This window comes from Streptomyces sp. NBC_01306 (assembly GCF_026340465.1).
In the GTDB taxonomy this organism is placed as follows: Bacteria; Actinomycetota; Actinomycetes; order Streptomycetales; family Streptomycetaceae; genus Streptomyces.
Genome location: NZ_JAPEPC010000001.1, coordinates 1286323 through 1311172, shown reverse-complemented (window position 1 = coordinate 1311172; position 24850 = coordinate 1286323). Strand labels below are relative to the sequence as shown.

Here is a 24850-nt window from a genome sequence, read left to right as displayed (position 1 = left end):
ATCATCAATCTGCGATCGACAGTGGAGTCCGAGTGGGGAGGGCGTGTGGCGATGGAGGCCGGCCCTCGCGACAGCGAACGCGACGGAGATCGCGGCGGCGCCCCGGAACACCCCGACGCCCCGCGGCTCAGCCCCGACGGACCCGATGCGCTGGACATCCCCGAGGTGGCCCCCGAGGTCGAGGTCGAACTGCGGCCGCAGCGCAGGCTCCGCATCTGGCAGCTCGCCCCGATCGTGGTGCTGGCCGCTGTCGGATCGCTGATGTTCGCCTTCCCGCTCGCCTTCGAGTTCGGTGACGGCGGCCCGGTGGTCGCCATGCTCGGACTGCTGATCAGCTGCTGCGCCGCCGGCTGGGGCATGATGGCCGCCCGCCGCGTCGGCTACACCTGGCCGGGGCTGCCCGCCAGAGGCTCGGGGGCGCGCCCGGACTGGCGGATCGCCGGCCTGTACGTCCTGGCGTTCTGCGTGATCGTGGCGCTCGCCGTGGGGCGCGTGGCCCGGCTGCGCTGAGCCGCACCCGCCCGCCCGAAACGGCGGCCGCCTCGTACGATGGCAGGGTGACCACCTCGCAGATCGCCTTCCTCAAGGGCCACGGGACCGAGAACGACTTCGTGATCATCCCCGACCCGGACAACGTCATCGACCTGCCCGCATCCGCGGTCGCCGTGCTGTGCGACCGCCGGGCGGGCATCGGCGGCGACGGTCTGCTGCACGTCGTGCGGTCCGCGGCGCACCCGGAGGCGCGGGCGATGGCCGGCGAGGCCGAGTGGTTCATGGACTACCGCAACGGCGACGGCTCCACCGCCGAGATGTGCGGGAACGGCGTCCGCGTCTTCGCCCGCCACCTCCAGCGCGCCGGCCTGGTGGGCGCCGGAGACCTGGCCATCGCGACGCGTGGCGGAGTGAAGCGGGCCCACCTGGCCAAGAACGGCGACATCACCGTCTCGATGGGCCGGGCCGTGCTTCCCGCGGACGGGGTGACCGTCACGGTCGGCGACCGGGCCTGGCCCGCGCTGAACGTGAACATGGGCAATCCGCACGCGGTCGCCTTCGTCGACGATCTGGCGGAAGCCGGGGCTCTGCTCTCCGTACCGCAGTTCGCCCCCGCGTCCGTCTATCCGGACGGGGTCAACGTCGAGTTCGTCGTGGACCGCGGTGAACGCCACGTAGCCATGCGGGTGCACGAGCGCGGCTCCGGCGAGACCCGGTCCTGCGGTACCGGCGCTTGCGCCGTGGCCGTCGCGGCGGCCCGCAGGGACGGCACCGACCCGGCGCTCACCGGCGAGCCCGTGACATACACCGTGGACCTCCCCGGCGGACGGCTGGTGATCACCGAGCTGCCGGACGGCGAGATCGAGATGACGGGCGCCGCGGTGATCGTCGCCGAGGGCACGATCGACGCCTCGTTCCGGGAAACGGCCCTCTCCTAGACTTCGCTCGAATGGGTGATCCGTTTCACGCTGGGCGGGAGCGGGCGGGTACCGCGTGGTGGGCTCGGTAGCATCAAGCACCGGCCCGGAGCGCCCAGTCGCAGCCAGTCCACCGCCGGTCGACACTGCCGGAGGTGCCATGAGTGCAGAGGCCGCCAGCCCCAACGGTGCGTCCCCGGAGATCCGTCCGGTGGACAACCCGGGCCGCAGACGCGGTCGCGCCAGAATCGATCTGCGCAGACTGGGCCGTGCCGCACTGTTCGGGCCCGCATCGCGCGGTGGTCTGCCCGATGCCATCGGCCATGTCGCCGAGGCCCACCGGGCGCACTTCCCGGATGCCGATCTCGCCGTGCTGCGGCGGGCGTACGTCCTTGCTGAAACGTCCCACCGCGGCCAGATGCGCAAGAGCGGCGAGCCCTACATCACACACCCGCTCGCGGTGACCCTGATCCTCGCCGAACTGGGCGCCGAGACCACGACGTTGACCGCTTCGCTCCTCCACGACACGGTCGAGGACACCGAGGTGACGCTCGATCAGGTACGGGAGGGGTTCGGCGACGAGGTCTGCTATCTGGTCGACGGCGTGACCAAACTGGAGAAGGTCGACTACGGGGCGGCCGCCGAGCCGGAGACCTTCCGCAAGATGCTCGTGGCCACCGGCGACGACGTCCGGGTCATGTCGATCAAACTCGCCGACCGGCTGCACAACATGCGCACGCTCGGCGTGATGCGCCCCGAGAAGCAGGCGAGGATCGCCAAGGTCACCCGCGATGTGCTGATCCCGCTGGCCGAACGACTCGGTGTGCAGGCGCTCAAGACCGAGCTGGAGGACCTGGTCTTCGCGATCCTGAACCCGGAGGAGTACGAGATCACGCGTGCCCTCATCGCCGCGCAGGACGCCACCGCCGACCCGCTCGTCACCATCGCCGAGGACGTCAGAAGGGTGTTGAGGGAGGCGGGGATCGCCGCCGAAGTCCTCATCAGGCCACGCCACTTCGTCTCCGTCCACCGGGTCAGGATGAAACGCGGCGAGCTGTGTCCCACCGACTTCGGCCGGCTCCTGGTGCTCGTCGGTGAAGACGCGGACTGCTACGGCGTACTGGGCGAGCTGCACACCTGTTTCACGCCGGTGATCTCCGAGTTCAAGGACTTCATCGCCTCGCCCAAGTTCAACCTCTACCAGTCGCTGCACACGGCCGTCGCCAGTGCGGGCGGGGACGTGGCCGAAGTCCTCATCCGCACCCACCTGATGCACAAGGTCGCCGAGGCCGGCGTGGTCGCGCTCGGCAATCCGTACGTACCGCTCGACGGCCCGCACTCCGCCGCCACCATCGCGAACGCCGCCGCCGGCACCGCGGACGTCGGACGCGCCGACCCCAGCCGCCCCGGCTGGCTCTCCAGGCTCCTCGAATGGCAGGAATCGGCGCCCGACCCGGACACGTTCTGGTCCACACTCCGCGCCGACCTCGCCCAGGACCGGGAGATCACCGTCTTCCGGGCCGACGGCGGCACCCTCGGCCTGCCCGCGGGAGCGAGCTGTGTGGACGCGGCCTACGCGCAGCACGGGGAGAAGGCGCACTCCTGCATCGGCGCACGCGTCAATGGACGTCTGACGACCCTCAGCACGGTGCTCAGCGACGGCGACACCGTCCAGCTGCTGCTGGCCGGGGACACCGCGTCCGGACCCTCGCCCGACTGGCTCGGCCATGTGCGCACCGCCGGCGCGCGGATCGCGATCACCGGCTGGCTCGACGCCCATCCGGAGGGGGCGGCGGTACCGGCGGCGGCCCCCCGGCCCAGCGCCTCGGTGACCGGCGGGGCGATGCGCAGGGCGGCCGCCGGAGCCGTCGTGGGCGTGCCGAACGCGACGGTACGGCTGGCGGGCTGCTGCACACCGGTGCCGCCCGACGCCGTCACCGGATTCACCGTGCGCGGCGGCGCCGTCACCGTCCACCGCGAGGGATGCCCTTCGGTGACCCGGATGCTGTCCCTGGGACGGCCCCCCGTCGAGGTCAACTGGGGTGCCACAGGCGACTGCAGGGTCACACTGGTCGCCGAGGCGTTCGGACGCCCGCAGCTCTTCGCCGACCTCACCGAGGCCATCGCCACGGCAGGCGTCGCGGTCGTCTCGGCCACTGTGGAACCGCCGTCCGAGCAACGCGTACGCCACACCTACACCCTGCAACTCCCGGACGCCGCCGGGCTTCCCGCCCTGATGCGCACCATGCGGGACGTACCGGGTGTCTACGACGTGAGCCGCGCCCAGCATCCGGCCACCGCCTGACCGCACGACCGGCTGACCACACGTTCGGGTGGCCCGGCGCGCTGCGCCGGGGCGCGCGCGGCACGGGCTGGTAGCCGTAGTCCATGCTGTTCATCTCCCGGCGCTCGCGAGGCGTCCTGCTCGCGACCGCATCGGCGGCCCTCGTCGCCGCCACGCTGCCCGCCCCCGTCCCTCTCGGCATCGGCGATCCGCTCTTCCCACACCTGGGCAACCCCGGGTACGACGTCCTCTCGTACAACATCGGCCTCACCTATCCCGGCAGCAACACCACCCCGCTGGAGGCCGTGACCAGCATCGACGCCAGGGCCACCGCGTCACTGCGGCGCATCAACCTCGACTTCGCGCGCGGCACCGTGCACTCGGTGGAGGTGAACGGCGAGCCCGCCCGGTTCGCCACCGCCGACGAGGACCTGGTCGTGACCCCGCACCGCGCCGTGCGCGCCGGAAGCCCGCTCCGGATCACCGTGCGGCACACCAGCGACCCGCGGGGCGCCGCCGACGGCGGCTGGATCAGGACCCCCGACGGCCTGGCCATGGGCAACCAGGCGGACGCCGCCCACCGGGTCTTCCCCTGCAACGACCACCCCTCCGACAAGGCCTTCTTCACCTTCCGGATCACCGCCCCGCAGAAGCTGACCGTGGTCGCCAACGGCCTGCCCGGCCCCCGGACGACCCGCGCCGGCCGCACCATCTGGACCTATCGGACCCGCCACCCCATGGCCACCGAACTGGCCCAGGTGTCGATCGGGGACTCGGCCGTGATCCACCGGACCGGACCGCACGGACTGCCGGTCCGCGACGTCGTACCGGCGGCCGAGCGGAAGGAGCTGGAGCCCTGGCTGCGGAAGACACCCGCCCAGCTGGCCTGGATGGAGTCGAAGGCCGGGCGCTACCCCTTCGAGACGTACGGGGTCCTCATCGCCGACACGGACACCGGCTTCGAGCTGGAGACCCAGACCCTGTCCCTCTTCGAGCGGAGGCTGTTCACCGGGGGCTCCTTTCCCGAGTGGTACGTCGACTCGGTCATGGTCCATGAGCTCGCCCACCAGTGGTTCGGCGACAGCGTCTCACCGCACAGCTGGTCCGACCTCTGGCTGAACGAGGGCCACGCCACCTGGTACGAGGCGCTCTACGCGGACGAGCACGACGGGAAGCCGCTGGCCACCCGGATGCGCGACGCCTACCGCCAGTCCGACGGATGGCGGGCGGCGGGCGGCCCCCCGGCGGCACCCAAACCCCCGGTGCACGGGCAGAAGATCAGCATCTTCCGGCCGGTGGTCTACGACGGCAGCGCGCTCGTGCTCTACGCGCTGCGCCAGGAGATCGGGGCGGCGGCCTTCTCGGTGCTCGAACACAGCTGGGTGAGCCGTTACCGCGACAGGTCGGCCACCAGCGCCGACTTCGCCGCGCTGGCTTCGCGGATCGCCGGGCGCGATCTCTCCGGATTCTTCCAGGGCTGGCTGTACGGGAAGAAGACCCCGCCCATGCCCGGCCACCCCGACTGGCGGAGCGCCCAGCCCCCGCAGGCGCACAAGGGCTGAAACCCGGGTGACGAGCCTGAGCGCACCGTGTCACTATCGACGCGTCGGCGGCGCTGCCGGACCAGGGGGGCCTCTCGGAATCATCCGGGGATCCTCCGGGAATCATCGGCGACCGTCACGCGTTGTGACTGACGAACGAATCTTTCTATCCGCTCGACGTAAGGATCCAATGCCCTCCTCTTCTTCCCCTTCCCAGGACGCGCACCAGCAGGAAGCGCACGAGCCGGAAGCGCAGAGCTTCAACGAGAGCCTTCGGGCCGATGCCCTGATGGAAGAGGACGTCGCCTGGAGCCACTCGATCGACGGTGAGCGGGACGGTGACCAGTACGACCGCTCGGAGCGCGCGGCGCTCCGGCGGGTGGCCGGTCTCTCCACCGAACTCGAAGACGTCACAGAGGTCGAGTACCGGCAGCTGCGTCTGGAGCGTGTGGTGCTGGTCGGGGTCTGGACCTCGGGCACCGCGCAGGACGCGGAGAACTCCCTCGCCGAGCTGGCGGCCCTCGCCGAGACGGCGGGCGCGCTCGTCCTCGACGGTGTGGTCCAGCGTCGCGACAAGCCGGACCCGGCCACCTACATCGGGTTGGGCAAGGCACAGGAGCTGCGCGACATCGTGCTCGAATCCGGTGCGGACACCGTGGTCTGTGACGGTGAGCTCAGCCCGGGCCAGCTGATCCACCTTGAGGACGTCGTCAAGGTCAAGGTCGTCGACCGCACGGCGCTGATCCTGGACATCTTCGCCCAGCACGCCAAGTCCCGGGAGGGCAAGGCGCAGGTCGCGCTCGCGCAGATGCAGTACATGCTGCCGAGGCTGCGCGGCTGGGGACAGTCGCTCTCCAGGCAGATGGGCGGCGCCGGTACGGGTGGCGGCGGCGGAATGGCTACGCGTGGTCCCGGTGAGACCAAGATCGAGACGGACCGGCGCCGGATCCGCGAGAAGATGGCGAAGATGCGCCGCGAGATCGTGGAGATGAAGACCGGGCGCGACATCAAGCGGCAGGAGCGCAAGCGCCACAAGGTGCCGTCGGTCGCCATCGCCGGGTACACCAACGCGGGCAAGTCCTCGCTGCTGAACCGGCTGACGGGCGCGGGGGTGCTGGTGGAGAACTCCCTGTTCGCCACCCTGGACCCGACCGTGCGCAAGGCCGAGACACCCAGCGGTCGTCTCTACACGCTGGCGGACACCGTCGGGTTCGTCCGGCATCTGCCGCACCACCTGGTCGAGGCGTTCCGCTCCACCATGGAGGAGGTCGGCGAGTCCGACCTGATTCTGCACGTCGTGGACGGCTCGCACCCGGCTCCGGAGGAGCAGCTCGCCGCCGTACGCGAGGTGATCCGGGAGGTCGGGGCCACTGACGTCCCGGAGATCGTGGTGATCAACAAGGCGGACGCGGCCGATCCGCTGGTCCTGCAGCGGCTGCTGCGTATCGAGCGCCGCGCGATCGCTGTGTCGGCCCGCTCGGGGCAGGGCATTGTCGAACTGCTCGCGCTGATCGACGAGCAGCTGCCCCGGCCGCAGGTGTCGGTGGAGGTGCTCGTGCCGTACACGCACGGACAGCTCGTCGCCCGTGCGCACTCCGACGGCGAAGTGATCTCCGAGGAGCACACCCCGGAGGGCACTCTCCTCAAGGCACTGGTGCACGAGGAACTGGCCGCCGATCTGGCGCCGTACGTACTCGTGGCGCCCTGACGCCGACAGCGCGACAGCTTTCTGGCGCAACGGCCTTCTTGCGCAACGGCCGAGGCCCGTCCTCTCACCGGTGAGAGGACGGGCCTCGGCCGTTGCCGATGGAACGCCGGTGGGATCACACCGGCCTTGCCGTGCTACTGGTTCGCGTACCGGTCGCTCATCGCCCGGTAGAGCTGCTGCGCACCCTGGCCGAGCCGCGGCCCCGCCAGCCAGCCGGAGGTGACCGGGCCGATCGAGGTGTTGGAGACCAGCTCCGACTTGCCGTCCGGGCCCGAGATGAACCAGCCGCCACCGGACGAACCGCCGGTCATGGTGCAGCCGATGCGCCACATCGCCGGCGCGCCGGGATTGACGGACAGCTGCCCCGGCCGGTCGACGCACTTGTTCATCAGCTGACCGTCGAACGGTGGCGCGGCCGGGTATCCCCAGGCGCCCATCGAGGGGATGTTCTTGGCCGCGGGGGCATTGAAGTCGACGGTCAGCGCGTTGCCGACGGTCTCTTCGAGGGACTTGCCCCCGTTCTCCGGCTTCACATGGAGCAGGGCGTAGTCGTACGCCGCGCCCTGCCCGCCCGTGGGGCCCCCGTCCTTGATCCACGCGCTGGACGTCATGGCCCAGTCGGCCCAGTATTTGCCGTACGGGGCGACTTCCTGCGGCGGTGCGCTCCGCAGTTGGGCGATCGACTCGCCCTGGTCGTTGTACGACGGCACGAACATGATGTTCCGGTACCAGCCGCCCTTGCCGCCCGCGTGGACGCAGTGGCCCGCGGTCCACACCAGATTGGACTTGCCCGGGTGCTTCGGGTCCTTGACGACCGTGCCCGAGCAGACCATGGAGCCCTCGGGGGAGTCGAAGAAGACTTTCCCGACAGGCGCCGCGTACCGGTGGTACGGGTGCTTCTCCTCCTGGGCCTTCACCGGAGCGGGCGCCGGGTCCGACCCGTTCTGGTTGCCCGAACTGTCGCCGTAGGCCATGGTCTTCTGCGGGTCCTTGGCCGTCGCCATCCGGTCGGGCTTCCACAGCCCCTTGATCACCGGGTTGGCGAAGTCCTTGGCATCACGGAGCCACTTGTCCTTGTTCCAGTTCTTCCACTGACCGCTCTTCCACTTCGCCAGGTCGACACCGTGGCGCTTGAGGGCGTCAGTCACACCGGCCGCGGCTTCGGCGCCGGACGCCGCGGATGCCGCGGACTTGTCGGCGGCCGGAGCGGCAGCCTTGTCGTCACCGCCGCCACACGCGGTGGCCGTCAGCGCCAGGGCGGCGGCCACTGCGGTGGCGGTCAGTATCGGACGGATGGATCGCATGGAGCTGTTCCCCCTGATGGAGCGTGATCGTTGTCGCTGTCCGCGGGACAGCCGTCTGAGAGGCAAGAACCGCGCCTACTGGGCCGCGTACTTCTTGCTGACCGAGTCGTAGACGCCCTTGGCCACCTTGCCGAGGCGCGGACCGGCCAGCCAGCCTGCGGTCACCGGGCCGATGGAGGTGTTGGACACCAGCGCGGGCTTGCCGTCGGCGCCCTTGGCTATCCAGCCGCCGCCGGAGGATCCGCCGGTCATGGTGCAGCCGACGCGGTACATCGTCGGGTCGGCCGCGGAGAGCGAGAGACGGCCCGGACGGTCGGAGCACTGGAACAGCTTCTGGCCGTCGAAGGGGGGCGCCGCCGGGTAGCCGGTCGCCGTCAGGCTCGGGATCTTCGGCACCGCGGGCGCGTTGAAGTTGACCGGGAGTGCGCCTCCGACCGTCTCCTCAAGGGACTTGGTGCTGCCCTTCTCCGGAGTGACGTGCAGGACCGCGAAGTCGTACGGGGCACCCTGACCGCCGGTGGGGCCGCCGTCGTTGATCCACTGCTCGGAGGTCTGGGCCCAGTCCGCCCAGAAGACGCCGTACGGAGCGACTTCGTCCTTCTTGGCGTTCTGCAACTGGGCGGCGGACTCGCCACTGTCGTTGTACGAGGGGACAAAGGCGATGTTCCGGTACCAGCCGCCCTTCTTCCCGGCGTGCACACAGTGGCCCGCGGTCCACACCAGGTTGGACTTCCCTGGGTGCGCGGGGTCCTCCACGACCGTCGCCGAGCAGACCATCGACCCTTCGGGGCTGTCGAAGAAGACCTTGCCCGCCTCCGGAATGCTCTGGTGGTACGGGGCGTTCACGCCCTGCGCGGTCACCGGCGCCGGAGTCGGGTCGGTCACCCCCTTGTCACCGGAGATGTCGTTGTCGACCGGCTTCTCCGGGGGCTTGGACGCGTGCCGCATCCTGGACGGGTCCCAGAGCCCGGAGATGACCGGGTTGACGAAGTCCTGCGCCTCACGCAGCCACTTGTCCTTGTTCCAGTTCTTCCACTCGCCGTGCTTCCACTTGTCCAGGTCGATGCCGTGCTTCTTCAGCGCGCCCTTGACGTTGTCCGGTATGACGACCTTGCCGTCCGAGGACGACGAGGACGGGGCGGTGACGGCCGGCTTGTCACTGGCGTTGTCGTTGCCGGGACCGCAGCCGGTCGCGGTGAGGGCGAGTGCCGCCGTGAGGCCAACAGCGGCCATGGCGGGGACGGTTCGCCGGGACGCGCCCCTCCTGCGGCGTTCGGTGGAAGTCGGGCGTAGCGGTCGCATGTGGTGATTCCCCCTGGGACTCCGGAATAACGGACTTCGGCGCTGTGGTGCGGAACTGCGGAACTGCGGAACTGGAACTGGAGCTGTGGAACTGATCGGAACCAAAGTGCGGGCCCCACTATGCCGGTGCCGATGTGGACGGCATAAGGCAGGGCAGCGGTTCCGTCCCCGCAAGGATCTTCCGACTTACCCGTGATCCCGAGACGACTTCATCGTTGGTACGGATGGGGGCTTTTGGGCTGCGTTCAGTGCCGGGGGCGACGGTCGTGGGACGAGGGGCGTGCCGGCCGATCCGTACAGCGGGAGGACCAACAGCAGTGGCCGTGACCGAAATCGCACCGTCGGCGGCGACAACAGCGCACGAGGGGATCCTGCGCCGCCAGTCGATACGTGAATCCGCAGCCCGAACCTACGCGCGGTCGCTGCCGATCGTGCCGGTACGCGCGCGCGGGCTCACTATCGAGGGCGCGGACGGACGGCGGTATCTCGACTGCCTGTCGGGGGCGGGGACTCTGGCGCTCGGACACAACCACCCGGTGGTCCTCGAAGCGATCAGGAAGGTGATCGATTCGGGTGCTCCCCTGCATGTCCCGGATCTCGCCACGCCGGTCAAGGACGCGTTCACCACCGAGCTGTTCGAGACGCTGCCGCGACAATTCGCCGACCACGCACGCGTGCAGTTCTGCGGGCCGACCGGTACGGACGCGGTCGAAGCGGCCCTCGAACTCGTCCGCACCGCCACCGGGCGCAGCGGAATCCTCGCGTTCACCGGCGCCGACCATGGCATGACAGCAGGGGCAATGACGGCCGGGGCGCCGACAGCGTCCGGCGGCGCCCCCGATGTACGGGTGACCCGGCTGCCGTATCCGCAGGACTACCGCTGCCCGTTCGGGGTCGGCGGCGCCCGAAGCCAGGAGTTGGCCGGTAACTGGACCGAGACCCTTCTCGATGACCCGAAGAGCGGGGTGGTCCCGTCGGCCGGGATGATCCTCGAACCGGTACAGGGTGAGGGCGGGGTGATCCCCGGGCCGGACAGCTGGATGCGCCGTATGCGGAAGATCACCGCCGACCGGTCCATTCCACTCATCGCGGACGAGGTGCAGACCGGCGTCGGCCGCACCGGTGCCTTCTGGGCGGTGGAGCACAGCGGGATCGTTCCCGACGTGATGGTGATGTCCAAGGCCATCGGGGGTTCCCTCCCGCTCGCTGTCATCGTCTACCGGTCGGATCTGGACTGCTGGGAGCCCGGAGCCCACGTGGGTACCTTCCGCGGCAATCAGCTCGCCATGGCCGCGGGCGCCGCAACCCTCGCCCATGTCCGTGAGAACCGGCTCGCCGAGAGGGCGGCCGACCTGGGCGCGCGCATGATCCGCAGGCTGCGGGGCCTGGCCGCCGACCACCCGGCCATCGGCGACGTACGCGGCCGGGGCCTGATGATCGGCCTGGAACTCGTCGACCCGGAAGCCGCCGAATCTGCCGAAGCCACAGTTGCTGCGGATGCCCGGGAGACGGGTGCCGCCGGCCCCGCGCCGGCTGACCCCGTACTCGCGGCCGCCGTACAGCGGGAGTGTCTGGCCAGGGGACTCATTGTCGAACTCGCCGGCCGCCACACAAGCGTTGTGAGTCTGCTGCCTCCACTCACCCTCACCGACGAACAGGCGGAGGCAGTTCTGGACCGGCTGGCCGACGCCCTGTCCGCCGCCGAACGCGCCATCCGCAGCCGTCATGAGACCCATCGCCCGCATTGAAGCCACCTCCCCCCCATTTCCCCCGGCCGCGCAAGGAAGCACCCTGTGAACCCCACGCCCGACCCTGACGCCCCCGAGACCGGTGACTCCGCCGTCCCCAGCAGCCGTACAGCAGGCCCGCTCCCGGCCCACTCGCTCCCGGCCCAGCCGCTGCGGGCCGACTCCCTCACCGTCGGCCCGGTGTCGACCGGCTCGCTCTCGGCCGGCCCCGAGACGGTGCCGCGCCAGATGACGGCGGACCGTACCCCGGACGGGCACCCTGCATCCGGCCTCTTCGAAGACCCCGTCGATGTATCGGACCCCACGACGGCAGCCGAAGCTGCGGCCGTCGAGAACCTGCTGCGCTGCTGGGTCCGGGAGACCAACCTGTCCGCGCCCACCGGGCCCACACTGCGCATCCCCCTGAACGCCAGCGGCATCGCGCTGCTCGTCCCGGTCCTGTACTCGTCGGCCACCGGCTGGCACCGGTTCGGCAAACCGGTGCTCGAAGGCGGATCGATCGGCGCGCCACGTGCCGACGCCGTCACCGTCGCCGCCCTCCTCGGCCGGGAGGCAGGCCAGAGCGACAGCACAGAGCTGGTCGGCAGGGTCGCCGATTCGGTACACCGGACCGCCGCCTTCATTTCGGAGCGTCGTCGCAGCCCCGAGCCGTCCAGTGAGGCGGACCTCTTCCTGACCGCCGAGCAGTCTCTCCTGCTCGGTCACCCGCTGCACCCCACCCCGAAGAGCCGGGAGGGACTCTCGGACGCCGAAATCCGGCTGTACTCGCCGGAGTTGCACGGCTCGTTCGCTCTGCACTGGATGGCCGTCGACCACTCCGTACTCGCGCAGGACTCGGCGTGGACGGAGGGGGGACGCACGCTGCCCGCCGACCGGCTCACCGCCCGCTTCGCGGGTGCCGTCCAGCACCCCGGCAACACAGCCCTTCTGCCGCTCCATCCCTGGCAGGCCCGGGACCTGGCCCACCGCCCCGCGGTCGCCGCCCTTCTCGACGCGGGGCTGCTGCACGACCTCGGTCCGTACGGCGACCGCTGGTATCCCACCTCCTCCGTACGCACCGTCCACCGGCCGGGCGGCGAAGCGATGCTCAAGCTGTCCCTCGGGGTCCGCATCACCAACTCCCGCCGGGAGAACCTCCGCAAGGAACTCCACCGCGGCGTGGAGGTCCACCGGGTCCTGCGGAGTGGTCTCGGTGGTGCATGGCAGGCAGCCCACCCCGGTTTCGGTATCGTCCGTGACCCGGCCTGGCTGGGCGTGAACACGCCTGACGGCGAACCGCTTCCCGGCTTCGATGTCGTCCTGCGCCACAATCCGTTCAGTGCCACCGACGACGCCGTCTGCGTCGCAGGTCTCACCGCGATCCATCCCCGCCCCGGCGGCGGAGCCATGCGCTCGCGTCTCGCCGACATCGTGACCGCACTCGCGGCCAGGACCGGGCGGTCCACCGGAGCTGTCGCCACCGAGTGGTTCCTGCGCTATCTCGATCACGTCGTACGCCCGGTGCTGTGGTTGGACGGCACCGCCGGCATCGCCCTCGAAGCACATCAGCAGAACACCATCGTCATCCTCGGCCCCGGCGGCTGGCCCGTCGGCGGCCGGTACCGCGACAACCAGGGCTACTACTTCCGGGAGTCCCACCGTGCCGAACTGGAGAAGCGCCTCCCCGGGATCGGAGCCGTCAGCGACACCTTCGTTGCCGACGACGTCACCGATGAGCGCTTCGCCTACTACCTCGCCATCAACAACGTATTCGGACTGATCGGCGCCTTCGGCGCCCAACGACTGGCCGACGAACGGCTGCTGCTCGCTGCCTTCCGGCAGTTCCTCACCCGAGCCACCGCACTCGGCTCCCCTTTGCCTGCTCAACTCCTCGACACCCCCGTCCTGCGTACCAAGGCCAATCTGCTGACCCGACTCCACGGGCTCGACGAGCTCATTGGCCCGGTCGACACCCAGTCCGTCTATGTCCGTCTCACCAACCCCCTTCACCCCACTGGGGCATGACCCGACCGATAGCTGACCAGAGAATGAGGAGCGTGGCTGTGCCCTCCACAGATGCGAGCGCCCAGACCGGGACAGGACCTGTCCCACGGACCGACGAAGAGTCCGAGGACACCCTTGACCTGCAGTTGTCCGAGGACCTGCTGTCACTGCTGCGCGCTGGAGACCTGGCACACGCTCCGTGGCCCGCGACTCCCGGCTCCGCCGCCGGCGACCTGCTGGACAGCCCCGGCGCCTGGAGGCCGGTCGCCACCCCGGCCGGTGTCTTCCAACTCGTACCCGTGGACATCGAACGCGATCTCTCTCTCCTCAGCCACTGGATGAACGACCCTGCCGTCGCCGCCTTCTGGGAGCTTTCGGGCCCCGAGTCGGTCACCCGTGCTCATCTGCGCCCCCAACTGGACGGTGACGGCCGGAGCGTCCCCTGCCTCGGAGTGCTCCAGGGCACCCCCATGAGCTATTGGGAGGTCTACCGCGCCGACCTCGATCCGCTGGCCCGGCACTATCCGGCACACCCCCACGACACCGGTCTGCACCTCCTGATCGGCGGTGTGGCCGACCGGGGACGCGGCACCGGCACCACCCTGCTGCGTGCCGTCTCCGACCTCGTACTGGACAACCGACCCCACTGCACCCGTGTCGTCGCTGAGCCGGACCTGCGCAACACCCCCTCGGTCTCGGCCTTTCTCGGTGCGGGATTCCGCTACTCGGCCGAAGTCGACCTCCCCGACAAACGCGCGGCGCTGATGGTCCGCGACCGCGCCTTCCGCGACCTGATGTGAACCCCGATCCGGACACCCCCGCCACCGCCCCGTGGCGACCACCTCCGTGCGACTGCCTGTACACCCCCTACCTCTGGACCTCGCGCCACTTCTGGACCTCTCGCTTCTGCCCCGGCACATGTGCACCCCGTACTGCCTCACCCCTTGCCCCTGCCTCCTTTGCCCCTGCCTCCCTTGCGTACATCTCCTGCCCGCCCATCCCTTCCCTGCCCCTGACGACCTGCTGCTTTTGATACACCGCCCGTCCCGAATCGGTTCCACCCCGAGGAGTCCCCGTGCTGAACCCGTCTGCTGGCTTCGACTCCGAAGCAGAACCGACGCTGCTCGCTCCCGCCGAGCTGAACCCCGAGGACTGGCACCGTGCGGCCCGCCGTCTTCTCGCCAAGATGCTCAGCGCCTTCGCCTACGAAGAGATCATCGAGCCGGTGGCACGGACCGGCGGCCGTCACACGCTCACCCTGGACGACGACCTGCCGCTGACCTTCCGGGCCCGGCGTGGCGCCTACGGGCACTGGCACATCGACTCGGACACCATCGCGCTCCAGGGCGAACCGTTCAGCGACCCGCTCCGCTTCCTCGTCCTGGCGCGCAGGCTGCTCGCTCTGGACGGGGCGACTCTCGGGCACCTGGTCCGCGAGCTCACCACCACCCTCGCTGCCGATGTCCGGATCGATCACACCGCGCTCCCCGCCGCCGAACTCGCCGAACTCGACTACGCGCGGCTGGAAGGGCACCAGACCGGCCACCCCTGGCTCGTTCTCAACAAGGGCCGGATCGGATTCTCCGCGGCCGACGCCGCCCGCTGGACACCCGAGTCCCGCCGGCCCGCCCGGCTGCCGTGGATCGCCGTCAGCACGGACCTCGCCCAGTACCGGGGTGTCACCGGCCTCGCGACACCCGACCGGCTCTACCGCCGCGAACTCGACACCGCGGTCCGGGAGTCCTTCGCCGCCGAGTTAAGGGCCCGCGGGCTGGACCCGGACGGCTATCTCTACCTGCCCGTGCACCCCTGGCAGTGGGACGAAGTGATCCTTCCGCTCTACGCACCGGCCATTGCCCACCACCAGATCATCCCGCTCCATGCCGATGCCGATCTACGCCTGCCGCAACAGTCCATCCGGACCTTCCTCAACCTTGAACACCCCGAGCGGCACACGGTGAAGCTGCCGCTGTCGATCCTCAACACCCTGGTCTGGCGCGGCCTCCCCACTGAGCGGACACTCGCCGCGCCCGCCGTGACCGCCTGGGTCCAGGGACTGCGCGACAGCGATGCGTTCCTGCGCGACGAGTGCGGCGTCATCCTGCTGGGCGAAGTCGCCTCCGTCGCGGTCGAGCACCCTCTGTACGACCACCTGCCGGAAGTCCCCTACCAGTACCGGGAACTCCTCGGCGCCATCTGGCGCGAGCCGCTCGGTGTGCAGCTGGCCGCCGGCGAAGGGGCTCGTACGCTCGCCTCCCTGCTCCACACCGACATCCAGGGACGCTCCTTCACGGCTGAGCTCGTCGCCCGGTCGGGACTCGCGCCCGCCGCCTGGCTCGGGCGGCTCTTCGCCGCGCTGCTTCCCCCGCTGCTGCGCTTCCTCTACCGCTACGGAACGGTCTTCTCCCCACACGGTGAGAACGCCATCGTCGTATTCGACGACCACGATGTCCCCGTGCGGCTCGCGATCAAGGACTTCGTCGACGACGTCAACGTCAGCGCAGAGCCCTTGCCGGAGCACGACTCGATGCCCGCCGACGTGCGGGACGTGCTGCTGACCGAGGAGCCGGCCTTCCTGACGCAGTTCATCCACTCCGGGCTCTTCGTCGGTGTGTTCCGTTACCTCGCCCCGCTCTGTGAAGATCAACTAGGAGTTCCGGAGGCGGATTTCTGGCGGCTGGTGCGCGCCGAGATCCTCCGCCATCAAGCCCGGTTCCCGGAGCTCAAGGAGCGCTACGAGACGTTCGACCTGCTCACCCCGCGGATCGAGCGGCTCTGCCTGAACCGCAACCGGCTCCACCTCGACGGCTACCGCGACCGCCCGAACCGGCCGCACGCCGCCGTGCACGGGACGGTCGCCAACCCTCTGCACGAGGTGTGACCCCGATTGTCAGTGCTGCCCCGTAGGGTGGTCCCGCTATGACGAAGCCCTCCCTCCCCGAGCTCCTGCACGCCGCCGTCACCGCTGTGGGCGGTACGGAGCGGCCCGGCCAGGTCACCATGGCCGAGGCTGTTGCCGAAGCCGTTGACGACAACGCCCACCTGCTGGTCCAGGCCGGCACCGGTACCGGAAAGTCGCTGGGGTATCTCGTCCCCGCGCTGGCTCATGGGGAGCGCGTCGTGGTGGCCACCGCGACGCTCGCACTCCAGCGGCAGCTCGTGGAGCGAGACCTCCCGCGTACCGTCGAAGCCCTGCAGCCACTGCTGCGGCGGCGCCCTCAGTTCGCCATGCTGAAGGGGCGGTCCAACTACCTCTGTCTGCACCGCCTCCATGAGGGCGTACCGCAGGAAGAGGAGGACGGACTGTTCGACCAGTTCGAGACGGCCGCCCCCAGCAGCAAGCTCGGCCAGGACCTGCTGCGTATGCGGGACTGGGCGGACGAGACGGAGACGGGCGACCGTGACGATCTCACTCCTGGCGTCTCCGACCGCGCCTGGGGCCAGATCTCCGTCTCCTCCCGGGAGTGTCTGGGGGCGAGCAAATGCGCCTACGGGGCCGAGTGCTTCGCCGAGGCCGCCCGTGAGCGGGCCAAGCTCGCTGATGTCGTCGTGACCAACCACGCCCTGCTCGCCATCGACGCGATCGAGGGCGCACCGGTCCTGCCGCAGCACGAGGTGCTGATCGTGGACGAGGCTCATGAACTGGTCTCCCGGGTCACCGGCGTGGCCACGGGCGAGCTCACTCCGGGCCAGGTCAACAGGGCGGTGCGGCGGGCGGCGAAGCTTGTCAACGAGAAGGCGGCAGACGCCCTCCAGACCGCATCCGAGACCTTTGAACGTGTCATGGAGCTGGCGCTCCCGGGCCGGCTCGAAGAGATCCCCGAAGACCTCGGATATGCGCTGATGTCCCTGCGCGACGCGGCTCGGACGGTCATTTCCGCCATCGGTGCGACCCGGGACAAGTCCGTGCAGGACGAGGACGTCGTACGGAAACAGGCTCTGGCGTCCGTCGAGTCCATCCACGATGTCACCGAGCGGATCACCCTCGGATCCGATTACGACGTCGTCTGGTATGAGCGCCATGACCGTTTCGGCGCTTCTCTGCGTGTCGCGCCGCTCTCGGTCTCGGGGCTCCTCCGGGAGAAGCTCTTCGCCGACCGCTCGGTCGTTCTCACCTCCGCGACGCTCAAATTCGGGGGTGACTTCAACGGGGTCGGTGCCTCACTCGGACTCTCACCGGAGGGCACCGAGGGAGAGGACGTCCCGCAGTGGAAGGGCCTGGATGTCGGCTCGCCCTTCGACTATGCCAAGCAGGGCATCCTGTACGTCGCCAAACACCTCTCGGCCCCGGGCCGGGAGGGATCGCGTACCGACATGCTGGACGAGCTCGCCGAACTGGTGGAGGCGTCGGGCGGACGCACACTCGGCCTGTTCTCCTCCATGCGTGCCGCCCAGGCAGCCGCTGAGGAGCTGCGCAGCAGGCAGGACAGGCGGGTGCTGCTCCAGGGCGAGGAGACGCTCGGTGAGTTGATCAAGAATTTCGCGGCCGATCCTGAGACCTGCCTCTTCGGGACGCTGTCCCTCTGGCAGGGGGTCGATGTTCCGGGACCCAGCTGTCAGCTGGTGGTGATGGACCGGATCCCCTTCCCCCGCCCCGACGACCCGTTGATGAGCGCTCGGCAGAAAGCGGTCGAGGAGGGCGGCGGCAATGGGTTCATGGCCGTTGCCGCGACGCATGCCGCTCTGCTGATGGCGCAGGGCGCCGGCCGGCTGGTCAGGGCCATGGGGGACCGTGGTGTCGTCGCGGTGCTGGACCCGAGGCTGGCCACCGCGCGCTACGGAAGCTATCTGAGGGCTTCGCTGCCCGATTTCTGGTTCACCACGGACCGGAACCAGATTCGTCGGTCACTGGCAGCGATCGACGCTGTGGCCAAGGAGGCCGGTCAGTAGGCCGGGAATGCTCTCCTGTGCAGCCGCAGCGAGAAGCGGTGGCACAGAGCGCGAAACGGAAGAAGCATCGAGTTCCGCGCCGAGACCAGGGCGCGCGGAAAATGCCGGGAAACAAGCAGGGCCCCGGAACCGGCGCAGTAAGTTCCGGAGCCCTGTTCAGGGCCGACGCGGTACTCACACGCGTCGGAGCACAGCCACTACCTTGCCGAGGATCGTGGCTTCGTCGCCGGGGATCGGCTGGTAGGCGGCATTGTGCGGCAGCAGCCACACATGCCCGTCCTCGCGCTTGAAGCGCTTGACCGTCGCCTCGCCCTCCAGCATGGCTGCCACGATGTCGCCGTTCTCGGCGACGGGCTGGCGTCGCACCGTGACCCAGTCGCCGTCACAGATCGCGGCCTCGATCATCGAGTCGCCGACGACCTTGAGGACGAAGAGCTCGCCGTCGCCGACCAGCTGCCGGGGGAGGGGGAAGACGTCCTCGACCGACTCCTCAGCCAGGATCGGCCCACCGGCGGCGATCCGGCCGACCAGCGGGACGTACGACGCGGCGGGCTTGCCCGTGGTGTCGGTGGTCTGGGTGCTCGGCTGGTCGGAGCCCCTGACCTCGTAGGCCCGGGGGCGGTGCGGGTCGCGGCGCAGGAAGCCCTTGCGCTCCAGGGCCATCAGCTGGTGAGCGACGGACGAGGTGCTGGACAGCCCCACCGCCTGACCGATCTCACGCATGGAGGGCGGGTATCCACGGCGCTGCACGGAGTCCCTGATCACCTCGATCACCCGCCGCTGCCGGTCCGTGAGCCCCGAACTGTCCGCCCGGATACCGGGGGGCCGTCCGGGCAGCGAGCGTGCGGGGCGCGGGGGCAGCTGGCCCTCGGGGCCCGTTGCTGCGTCATTCATGGTGTGCACCGGCTCGAGTCGGTTCTGCGAACGGTCCTGGGCGGTGATGGTAGCGGTGTCTGCGGTCGTGGTCACGTCGTCGGCCCCTCTCGAGATGTTCTCTCCCTAGATTGGACAACGGTAGTGGCTTTCGAAAGGTTGCGCCAAACACACGTTCGAGTGAAAAAATAAAATACCCTTCACGTGAGCGCGGTGTCGGGTGTATGAGCGCGGCCGGGGCCGAAAGGCAATTCGGTCGATTACGGTACCGTCCGCCGGTTGCGTTCCGCGCCGCGGGGGCGGTCGGCTGCGGAGTGTCGCGGCGAGACCCCGGTCTGTCGGCGCCTGTCGTTCGTCTGTCGCTGTCCATCGCTTGCCGGTGGCCGTGGGGTGGCCCCCGATCCGGCCGCCGATACGCTTCCCGTACCCTCTTCCGAGCCGGACGGCCTCCGCGGCCGAGCGCGACACGCTCTGCCGTGAAAGCGGAGCTGAACCCCAGATCTAGTGGTTGGATTGAAACAGCCACCCAGAAGTTGTGGTCCCTGGTCTTTCGCGCCCTGGGTCATCGCCTATGCTTGGTGCTGCTTCGAGGGGCTCGTTCCGGGCCCGGCGAGGCTATTCGGTCGTACTGCGAAGGAGGCTCGGAACCCATGCACTGCCCCTTCTGCAGGCACCCTGACAGCCGCGTTGTCGACAGCCGTACGACGGACGACGGCACGTCGATCCGCAGGCGTCGCCAGTGCCCCGACTGCTCCCGCCGTTTCACGACGGTGGAGACGGCCTCGCTGATGGTGATCAAGCGCAGCGGAGTGACCGAACCGTTCAGCCGTACGAAGGTCATCTCGGGTGTGCGGAAGGCTTGCCAGGGTCGGCCGGTCACTGAGGACGCCCTCGCCAAACTCGGCCAGCAGGTCGAGGAGGCGCTGCGCGCCACCGGGGGCGCCGAGCTGACCACTCACGACGTCGGGCTGGCCATACTCGGCCCGTTGCAGGAGCTCGACCTTGTCGCGTACCTGCGCTTCGCGTCCGTCTACCGGGCATTCAATTCGCTCGACGACTTTGAGGCCGCCATCGCGGAACTCCGCGACGCGCAGCCCCCCGCAGTGGGATGCGAGTGCGGAGGGGCCCCTGTGGCCCCCGTGCCCGCCACTGCCACCGACTGACCCTCCGGGGCCGGCGGACACAGACCTGCCTGCGGTGCTTCCTGCGCCGCAGGTGTCAGACAGACACAGTGCCATGGGAAGAACTGGGCACTTTTGGGCGTTTTAGCCCGCATATGGGAGGCGGCATGACAGAGACGGCGAGCGGCCCGGCACGAGGTTCCCGCGCGAAGGGGACCAAGGCGGCTGCTAATCGGCAGGGGCTGCGCAGCGAGCGCATCCACACCACTCCCGGCGTGCATCCGTACGACGAGGTCGTCTGGGAGCGCCGTGATGTCGTCATGACCAACTGGCGCGACGGCTCGGTCAACTTCGAGCAGCGTGGCGTCGAGTTCCCCGACTTCTGGTCGGTGAACGCGGTCAACATCGTCACCAGCAAGTACTTCCGCGGCGCTGTCGGCGCGGACAACCGCGAGAACAGCCTCAAGCAGCTCATCGACCGTGTGGTGAGGACGTACCGCAAGGCGGGCGAGGAGAACGGTTACTTCGCCTCCCCGGAGGACGCCGAGCTCTTCGACCACGAGCTCACGTACGCGCTGCTGCACCAGGTCTTCAGCTTCAACTCGCCGGTCTGGTTCAACGTGGGCACGGCCCAGCCCCAGCAGGTCAGCGCCTGTTTCATCCTCTCGGTCGACGACTCCATGGAGTCCATCCTCGACTGGTACAAGGAAGAGGGGATGATCTTCAAGGGCGGCTCGGGCGCCGGTCTCAACCTCTCCCGAATCCGCTCCTCCAAGGAGCTGCTCTCCTCCGGCGGCAACGCGTCCGGCCCGGTCTCGTTCATGCGCGGGGCCGACGCCTCCGCAGGAACGATCAAGTCCGGTGGCGCCACCCGCCGTGCGGCCAAGATGGTCGTCCTCGATGTCGACCACCCGGACGTCGAGGCCTTCATCGAGACCAAGGTGAAGGAGGAGGAGAAGATCCGCGCCCTGCGCGACGCGGGCTTCGACATGGACCTGGGCGGCGACGACATCACGTCCGTCCAATACCAGAACGCCAACAACTCGGTCCGTGTGAACGACGAGTTCATGCACGCGGTCGAGGCCGGGTCCCAGTTCGGGCTGCGCTCGCGCATGACCGGCGAGGTCATCGAGAAGGTCGACGCCAAGGCGCTCTTCCGCAAGATGGCCGAGGCCGCGCACGTCTGTGCCGACCCCGGGATCCAGTACGACGACATCATCAACCGGTGGCACACCTCGCCCGAGACGGGCCGGATCACCGCGTCCAACCCGTGCAGCGAGTACATGCACCTGGACAACTCGTCGTGCAACCTCGCCTCGCTCAACCTCATGAAGTTCCTGCGCGACGACGACCAGGGCAACCAGTCGTTCGACGCCGAGCGCTTCGCCAAGGTCGTCGAGCTGGTCATCACCGCGATGGACATCTCGATCTGCTTCGCCGACTTCCCCACCGAGAAGATCGGCGAGACGACCCGCGCCTTCCGCCAGCTGGGCATCGGCTACGCCAACCTCGGCGCGCTGCTCATGGCGACCGGCCACGCGTACGACAGCGACGGCGGCCGCGCCCTGGCCGGCTCCATCACCTCGCTGATGACCGGCACCTCGTACAAGCGCTCTGCCGAGCTCGCCGCGGTCGTCGGCCCGTACGACGGCTACGCCCGCAACGCCGACGCCCACAAGCGCGTCATGAAGCAGCACGCGGACGCCAACGCGTCGGCCACGCGCACCGACGACCTGGACAGCCCGGTCTGGGCCGCGGCCACGGAGGCCTGGCAGGACGTCCTGCGCCTCGGTGAGAAGAACGGTTTCCGCAATGCGCAGGCGTCGGTGCTCGCACCGACCGGCACCATCGGCCTGATGATGGACTGCGACACCACGGGCGTCGAGCCGGACCTGGCCCTGGTCAAGTTCAAGAAGCTCGTCGGCGGCGGCTCGATGCAGATCGTGAACAACACGGTCCCCAAGGCCCTCAAGCGTCTCGGGTACCAGCCGGAGCAGGTCGAGGCGATCGTCGCCCACATCGCCGACCACGGCAATGTCGTCGACGCCCCCGGCCTCAAGACGGAGCACTACTCGGTCTTCGACTGCGCCATGGGCGAGCGTTCCATCGCGCCCATGGGCCACGTACGGATGATGGCGGCCGCCCAGCCGTTCCTCTCCGGTGCCATCTCCAAGACGGTCAACATGCCGGCGTCCAGCACGGTCGAGGACGTCGAGGAGATCTACCTCCAGGGCTGGAAGCTCGGTACCAAGGCGCTTGCCGTCTACGTCGAGAACTCCAAGGTCGGCCAGCCGCTCTCGGCCAAGTCCAAGTCCGCCGACGGGGCCGAGAAGACGGAGCCGAAGACCGAGAAGGTCATCGAGTACCGCCCGGTCCGCAAGCGCCTGCCGAAGGGCCGCCCCGGCATCACCACCTCCTTCACGGTGGGCGGCGCCGAGGGGTACATGACCGCCAACTCCTACCCGGACGACGGTCTCGGTGAGGTCTTCCTGAAGATGTCCAAGCAGGGGTCGACCCTCGCGGGCATGATGGACGCCTTCTCGATCGCGGTCTCGGTCGGTATGCAGTACGGCGTTCCGCTCGAAACGTACGTCTCGAAGTTCACCAACATGCGCTTCGAGCCGGCCGGTATGACGGACGACCCCGACGTACGGATGGCGCAGTCGATCGTCGACTACATCTTCCGCCGTCTGGCGCTCGACTTCCTGCCCTTCGAGACGCGCTCGGCGCTGGGCATCCACTCGGCATCGGAGCGTCAGCGCCACCTGGACACCGGGTCGTACGAGCCGGGCGACGACGATGTGGATGTGGAGGGTCTGTCCCAGTCCGCACCGCGCCACGTGGAGGCTCCGAAGGCGGCCGCACCGCAGCCGGAGGCTGCCGCCGAGGTGCCCGCTCCGAAGCAGGCGCACAACTCGACCGAGCTGATGGAGATCACGCTCGGTCTGAACGCCGATGCGCCGCTCTGCTTCTCCTGCGGTACGAAGATGCGCCGTGCGGGCAGCTGCTACCTCTGCGAGGGGTGCGGCTCGACCAGCGGCTGCAGCTGACACGGGCTGCGATTGCGGCTGATGCGCCTCTGAGCACCAACGGCCGAGGGCGCTGAACCGCGCTGGAGAGGGCGCCGACCACTGGTCGGCGCCCTCTTTTTCTTGTTCCGGCTCCCGTGCTCAGGACCGGTGGTGTGCAGTGGTTGGGGCAGGTGAACGGACCGCTGCGGTCGCCCGGTTGACCGGTTTTCCCAACTATGTGATCGGTATTGGAAACAGCCCGGATGTTTGCGGCAGCTGATCCGGATGTGCTCCGCCGGACCATGACCCGGCGTCACTCTCCTGGCCGTACGATGGCGCGGTGCTGGTCAAGTGGATTCGCTGCACGGTGACAGACCCCAGAGGGTTCGAACAGGGGCAGCGGAGGTGGGCGGGGCTGCTGGGTGAGCCGGGATTCCGGGGGCAGGGGGGCGGCTGGAGCCGCAGTCGGCGGAGTGTGGCGCATGTGTTCGCCTTCTGGGAGAGCCGGCCCTTCTACGACTCGTTCATGGCCCGGGCGCACGACCGGCTCGCTGCCGCCCAGGCGGGCACGTTCAAGGACATGCAGGCCAAGCTCTTCGAGTACCGCTTCGATGTGAGAACAGGGTTCGAACCCCGCTTCGGCGATGCGGACGTGGTCCGGGTCGCGCACTCCCGTGTGCACCCCGAGCGGGCCGAGCACTTCGCGCTGATGCAGGAGAAGGTCTGGAACCCCGCGATGGCGGGGTCGCCCGGGATGCTGCGCGGAATGTTCGGAGAGGCGCCCGGGGACGAGTTCCTCGTCCTCTCGATGTGGCAGTCCGCGGCCGAGCGCGGGAAATACCGGCCGGAGCGGATCGAGCGGCTGTCGCTGCGTGCCCAGACCGACGCGGACGTGGCGGCGCTGGCGGGGGACGTCGTACAGCTGGAACCGTCCTGGACCGTATAGCCGCATGAGGGGCGTCGGCGCACTCGACGGCGATCCGATCTAGTGTTTTGGCATGGCTCGACCACAACGCATCGTTCTTGTCCGGCACGGGGAGTCGGAGGGCAACGCTGATGACACGGTGTACGAACGCGAACCCGACCACGCGCTGAAGCTCACCCCGAGCGGGCAGCGCCAGGCGGAGGCGACCGGGGCGCGGCTGCGGGAACTCTTCGGCCGGGAACAGGTGAGCACCTATGTCTCGCCCTACCGCCGTACCCACGAGACCTTCCGGGCCTTCGGCCTCGATCCGGAACAGGTCCGGGTCAGGGAAGAGCCCCGGCTGCGTGAGCAGGACTGGGGGAACTGGCAGGACCGCGACGACGTGCGTCTGCAGAAGGCGTACCGGGACGCCTACGGCCACTTCTTCTACCGGTTCGCGCAGGGGGAGTCCGGGGCCGATGTCTACGATCGCGTCGGCTCGTTCCTGGAGAGCCTCCACCGGAGCTTCGAGGCTCCTGACCACCCGCCGAATGTCCTGCTGGTCACGCACGGTCTGACGATGCGGCTCTTCTGTATGCGGTGGTTCCACTGGTCGGTCGCGGAGTTCGAGGCGCTGTCCAACCCGGGGAACGGGGAGTCGCGGACGCTGGTGCTGGGCGAGGACGGCAAGTACACGCTGGACCGGCCGTTCGACCACTGGCGCGTTCCGGAACCGTACGGCGTCACCGGTTAACGGTACGGCGTCACCGGT

17 protein-coding genes are annotated in these 24850 nt (G+C 69.2%); 14 read left to right on the top strand and 3 right to left on the bottom strand.

The genetic code is table 11. The annotated features are described in order from the left end of the window. The first annotated feature begins 51 nt into the window (after window positions 1–51). From OG385_RS05480 to hflX, 5 genes are all read left to right on the top strand, one after another. A complete protein-coding gene (locus tag OG385_RS05480) occupies window positions 52–510 on the top strand; it encodes a hypothetical protein (RefSeq protein ID WP_266852354.1) in 459 nt (152 codons plus the stop codon). A 47-nt stretch (window positions 511–557) separates the two neighbouring features. Continuing rightward, window positions 558–1430 carry a diaminopimelate epimerase gene (dapF, locus tag OG385_RS05475; protein WP_266852352.1) on the top strand — a complete coding sequence of 291 codons (873 nt, stop codon included), beginning with the start codon at window positions 558–560 and terminating at the stop codon, window positions 1428–1430. 139 nt (window positions 1431–1569) lie between these two features. Beyond that, window positions 1570–3714, top strand: a complete 2145-nt coding sequence (locus OG385_RS05470; RefSeq protein ID WP_266852351.1) for a bifunctional (p)ppGpp synthetase/guanosine-3',5'-bis(diphosphate) 3'-pyrophosphohydrolase — start codon at window positions 1570–1572, stop codon at window positions 3712–3714. Between the two features lie 83 nt (window positions 3715–3797). Further along, window positions 3798–5255, top strand: a complete 1458-nt coding sequence (locus OG385_RS05465; protein ID WP_266852349.1) for a M1 family metallopeptidase — start codon at window positions 3798–3800, stop codon at window positions 5253–5255. A gap of 169 nt (window positions 5256–5424) precedes the next feature. Then, on the top strand, window positions 5425–6942 hold the full coding sequence (gene hflX, locus OG385_RS05460; protein WP_266852347.1) for a GTPase HflX: 1518 nt from the start codon (window positions 5425–5427) through the stop codon (window positions 6940–6942). A 134-nt stretch (window positions 6943–7076) separates the two neighbouring features. Here hflX and OG385_RS05455 read toward each other — a convergent pair whose 3' ends face one another. Together OG385_RS05455 and OG385_RS05450 are read right to left on the bottom strand one after the other, a co-directional pair. Continuing rightward, window positions 7077–8246, bottom strand: coding sequence for a serine protease (locus tag OG385_RS05455; RefSeq protein ID WP_266852345.1), 1170 nt, complete (start codon window positions 8244–8246; stop codon window positions 7077–7079). Between the two features lie 75 nt (window positions 8247–8321). Beyond that, the gene (locus OG385_RS05450) at window positions 8322–9548 is read right to left on the bottom strand and encodes a serine protease (RefSeq protein ID WP_266852343.1); all 1227 of its coding nucleotides are present in this window, start codon (window positions 9546–9548) and stop codon (window positions 8322–8324) included. A gap of 317 nt (window positions 9549–9865) precedes the next feature. Here OG385_RS05450 and OG385_RS05445 point away from each other — a divergent pair, with 317 nt between their 5' ends. The 5 genes from OG385_RS05445 (at window position 9866) to OG385_RS05425 (ending at window position 18169) form a co-directional block, all read left to right on the top strand. Next, window positions 9866–11296 carry a diaminobutyrate--2-oxoglutarate transaminase family protein gene (locus OG385_RS05445; RefSeq protein WP_266852342.1) on the top strand — a complete coding sequence of 477 codons (1431 nt, stop codon included), beginning with the start codon at window positions 9866–9868 and terminating at the stop codon, window positions 11294–11296. A gap of 45 nt (window positions 11297–11341) precedes the next feature. Next, window positions 11342–13300: an IucA/IucC family siderophore biosynthesis protein gene (locus tag OG385_RS05440; RefSeq protein ID WP_266852340.1), complete on the top strand. Its 1959-nt coding sequence runs from the start codon at window positions 11342–11344 to the stop codon at window positions 13298–13300. 38 nt (window positions 13301–13338) lie between these two features. Beyond that, window positions 13339–14079: a GNAT family N-acetyltransferase gene (locus OG385_RS05435; protein WP_266852338.1), complete on the top strand. Its 741-nt coding sequence runs from the start codon at window positions 13339–13341 to the stop codon at window positions 14077–14079. Between the two features lie 275 nt (window positions 14080–14354). Further along, window positions 14355–16160: an IucA/IucC family siderophore biosynthesis protein gene (locus OG385_RS05430; RefSeq protein ID WP_266852337.1), complete on the top strand. Its 1806-nt coding sequence runs from the start codon at window positions 14355–14357 to the stop codon at window positions 16158–16160. A gap of 38 nt (window positions 16161–16198) precedes the next feature. Beyond that, window positions 16199–18169, top strand: coding sequence for an ATP-dependent DNA helicase (locus tag OG385_RS05425; protein WP_266852334.1), 1971 nt, complete (start codon window positions 16199–16201; stop codon window positions 18167–18169). Between the two features lie 174 nt (window positions 18170–18343). Here the strand turns inward: OG385_RS05425 and lexA are convergent, their stop codons facing one another. Continuing rightward, entirely contained in the window at window positions 18344–19138 is a 795-nt protein-coding gene (lexA, locus tag OG385_RS05420; protein WP_266852333.1) for a transcriptional repressor LexA, read from the bottom strand. 554 nt (window positions 19139–19692) lie between these two features. Between lexA and nrdR the strand changes: the two genes are divergently transcribed. From nrdR to OG385_RS05400, 4 genes are all read left to right on the top strand, one after another. Further along, entirely contained in the window at window positions 19693–20205 is a 513-nt protein-coding gene (gene nrdR / locus OG385_RS05415) for a transcriptional regulator NrdR (RefSeq protein ID WP_266852331.1), read from the top strand. Window positions 20206–20330: 125 nt separating this feature from the next. Beyond that, window positions 20331–23213, top strand: coding sequence for a vitamin B12-dependent ribonucleotide reductase (locus OG385_RS05410; protein WP_266852329.1), 2883 nt, complete (start codon window positions 20331–20333; stop codon window positions 23211–23213). Between the two features lie 301 nt (window positions 23214–23514). Further along, entirely contained in the window at window positions 23515–24120 is a 606-nt protein-coding gene (locus tag OG385_RS05405; RefSeq protein ID WP_266852327.1) for a YdbC family protein, read from the top strand. A gap of 52 nt (window positions 24121–24172) precedes the next feature. Continuing rightward, window positions 24173–24832, top strand: a complete 660-nt coding sequence (locus tag OG385_RS05400) for a histidine phosphatase family protein (RefSeq protein ID WP_266852325.1) — start codon at window positions 24173–24175, stop codon at window positions 24830–24832. The last annotated feature ends 18 nt before the right edge of the window (window positions 24833–24850 follow it).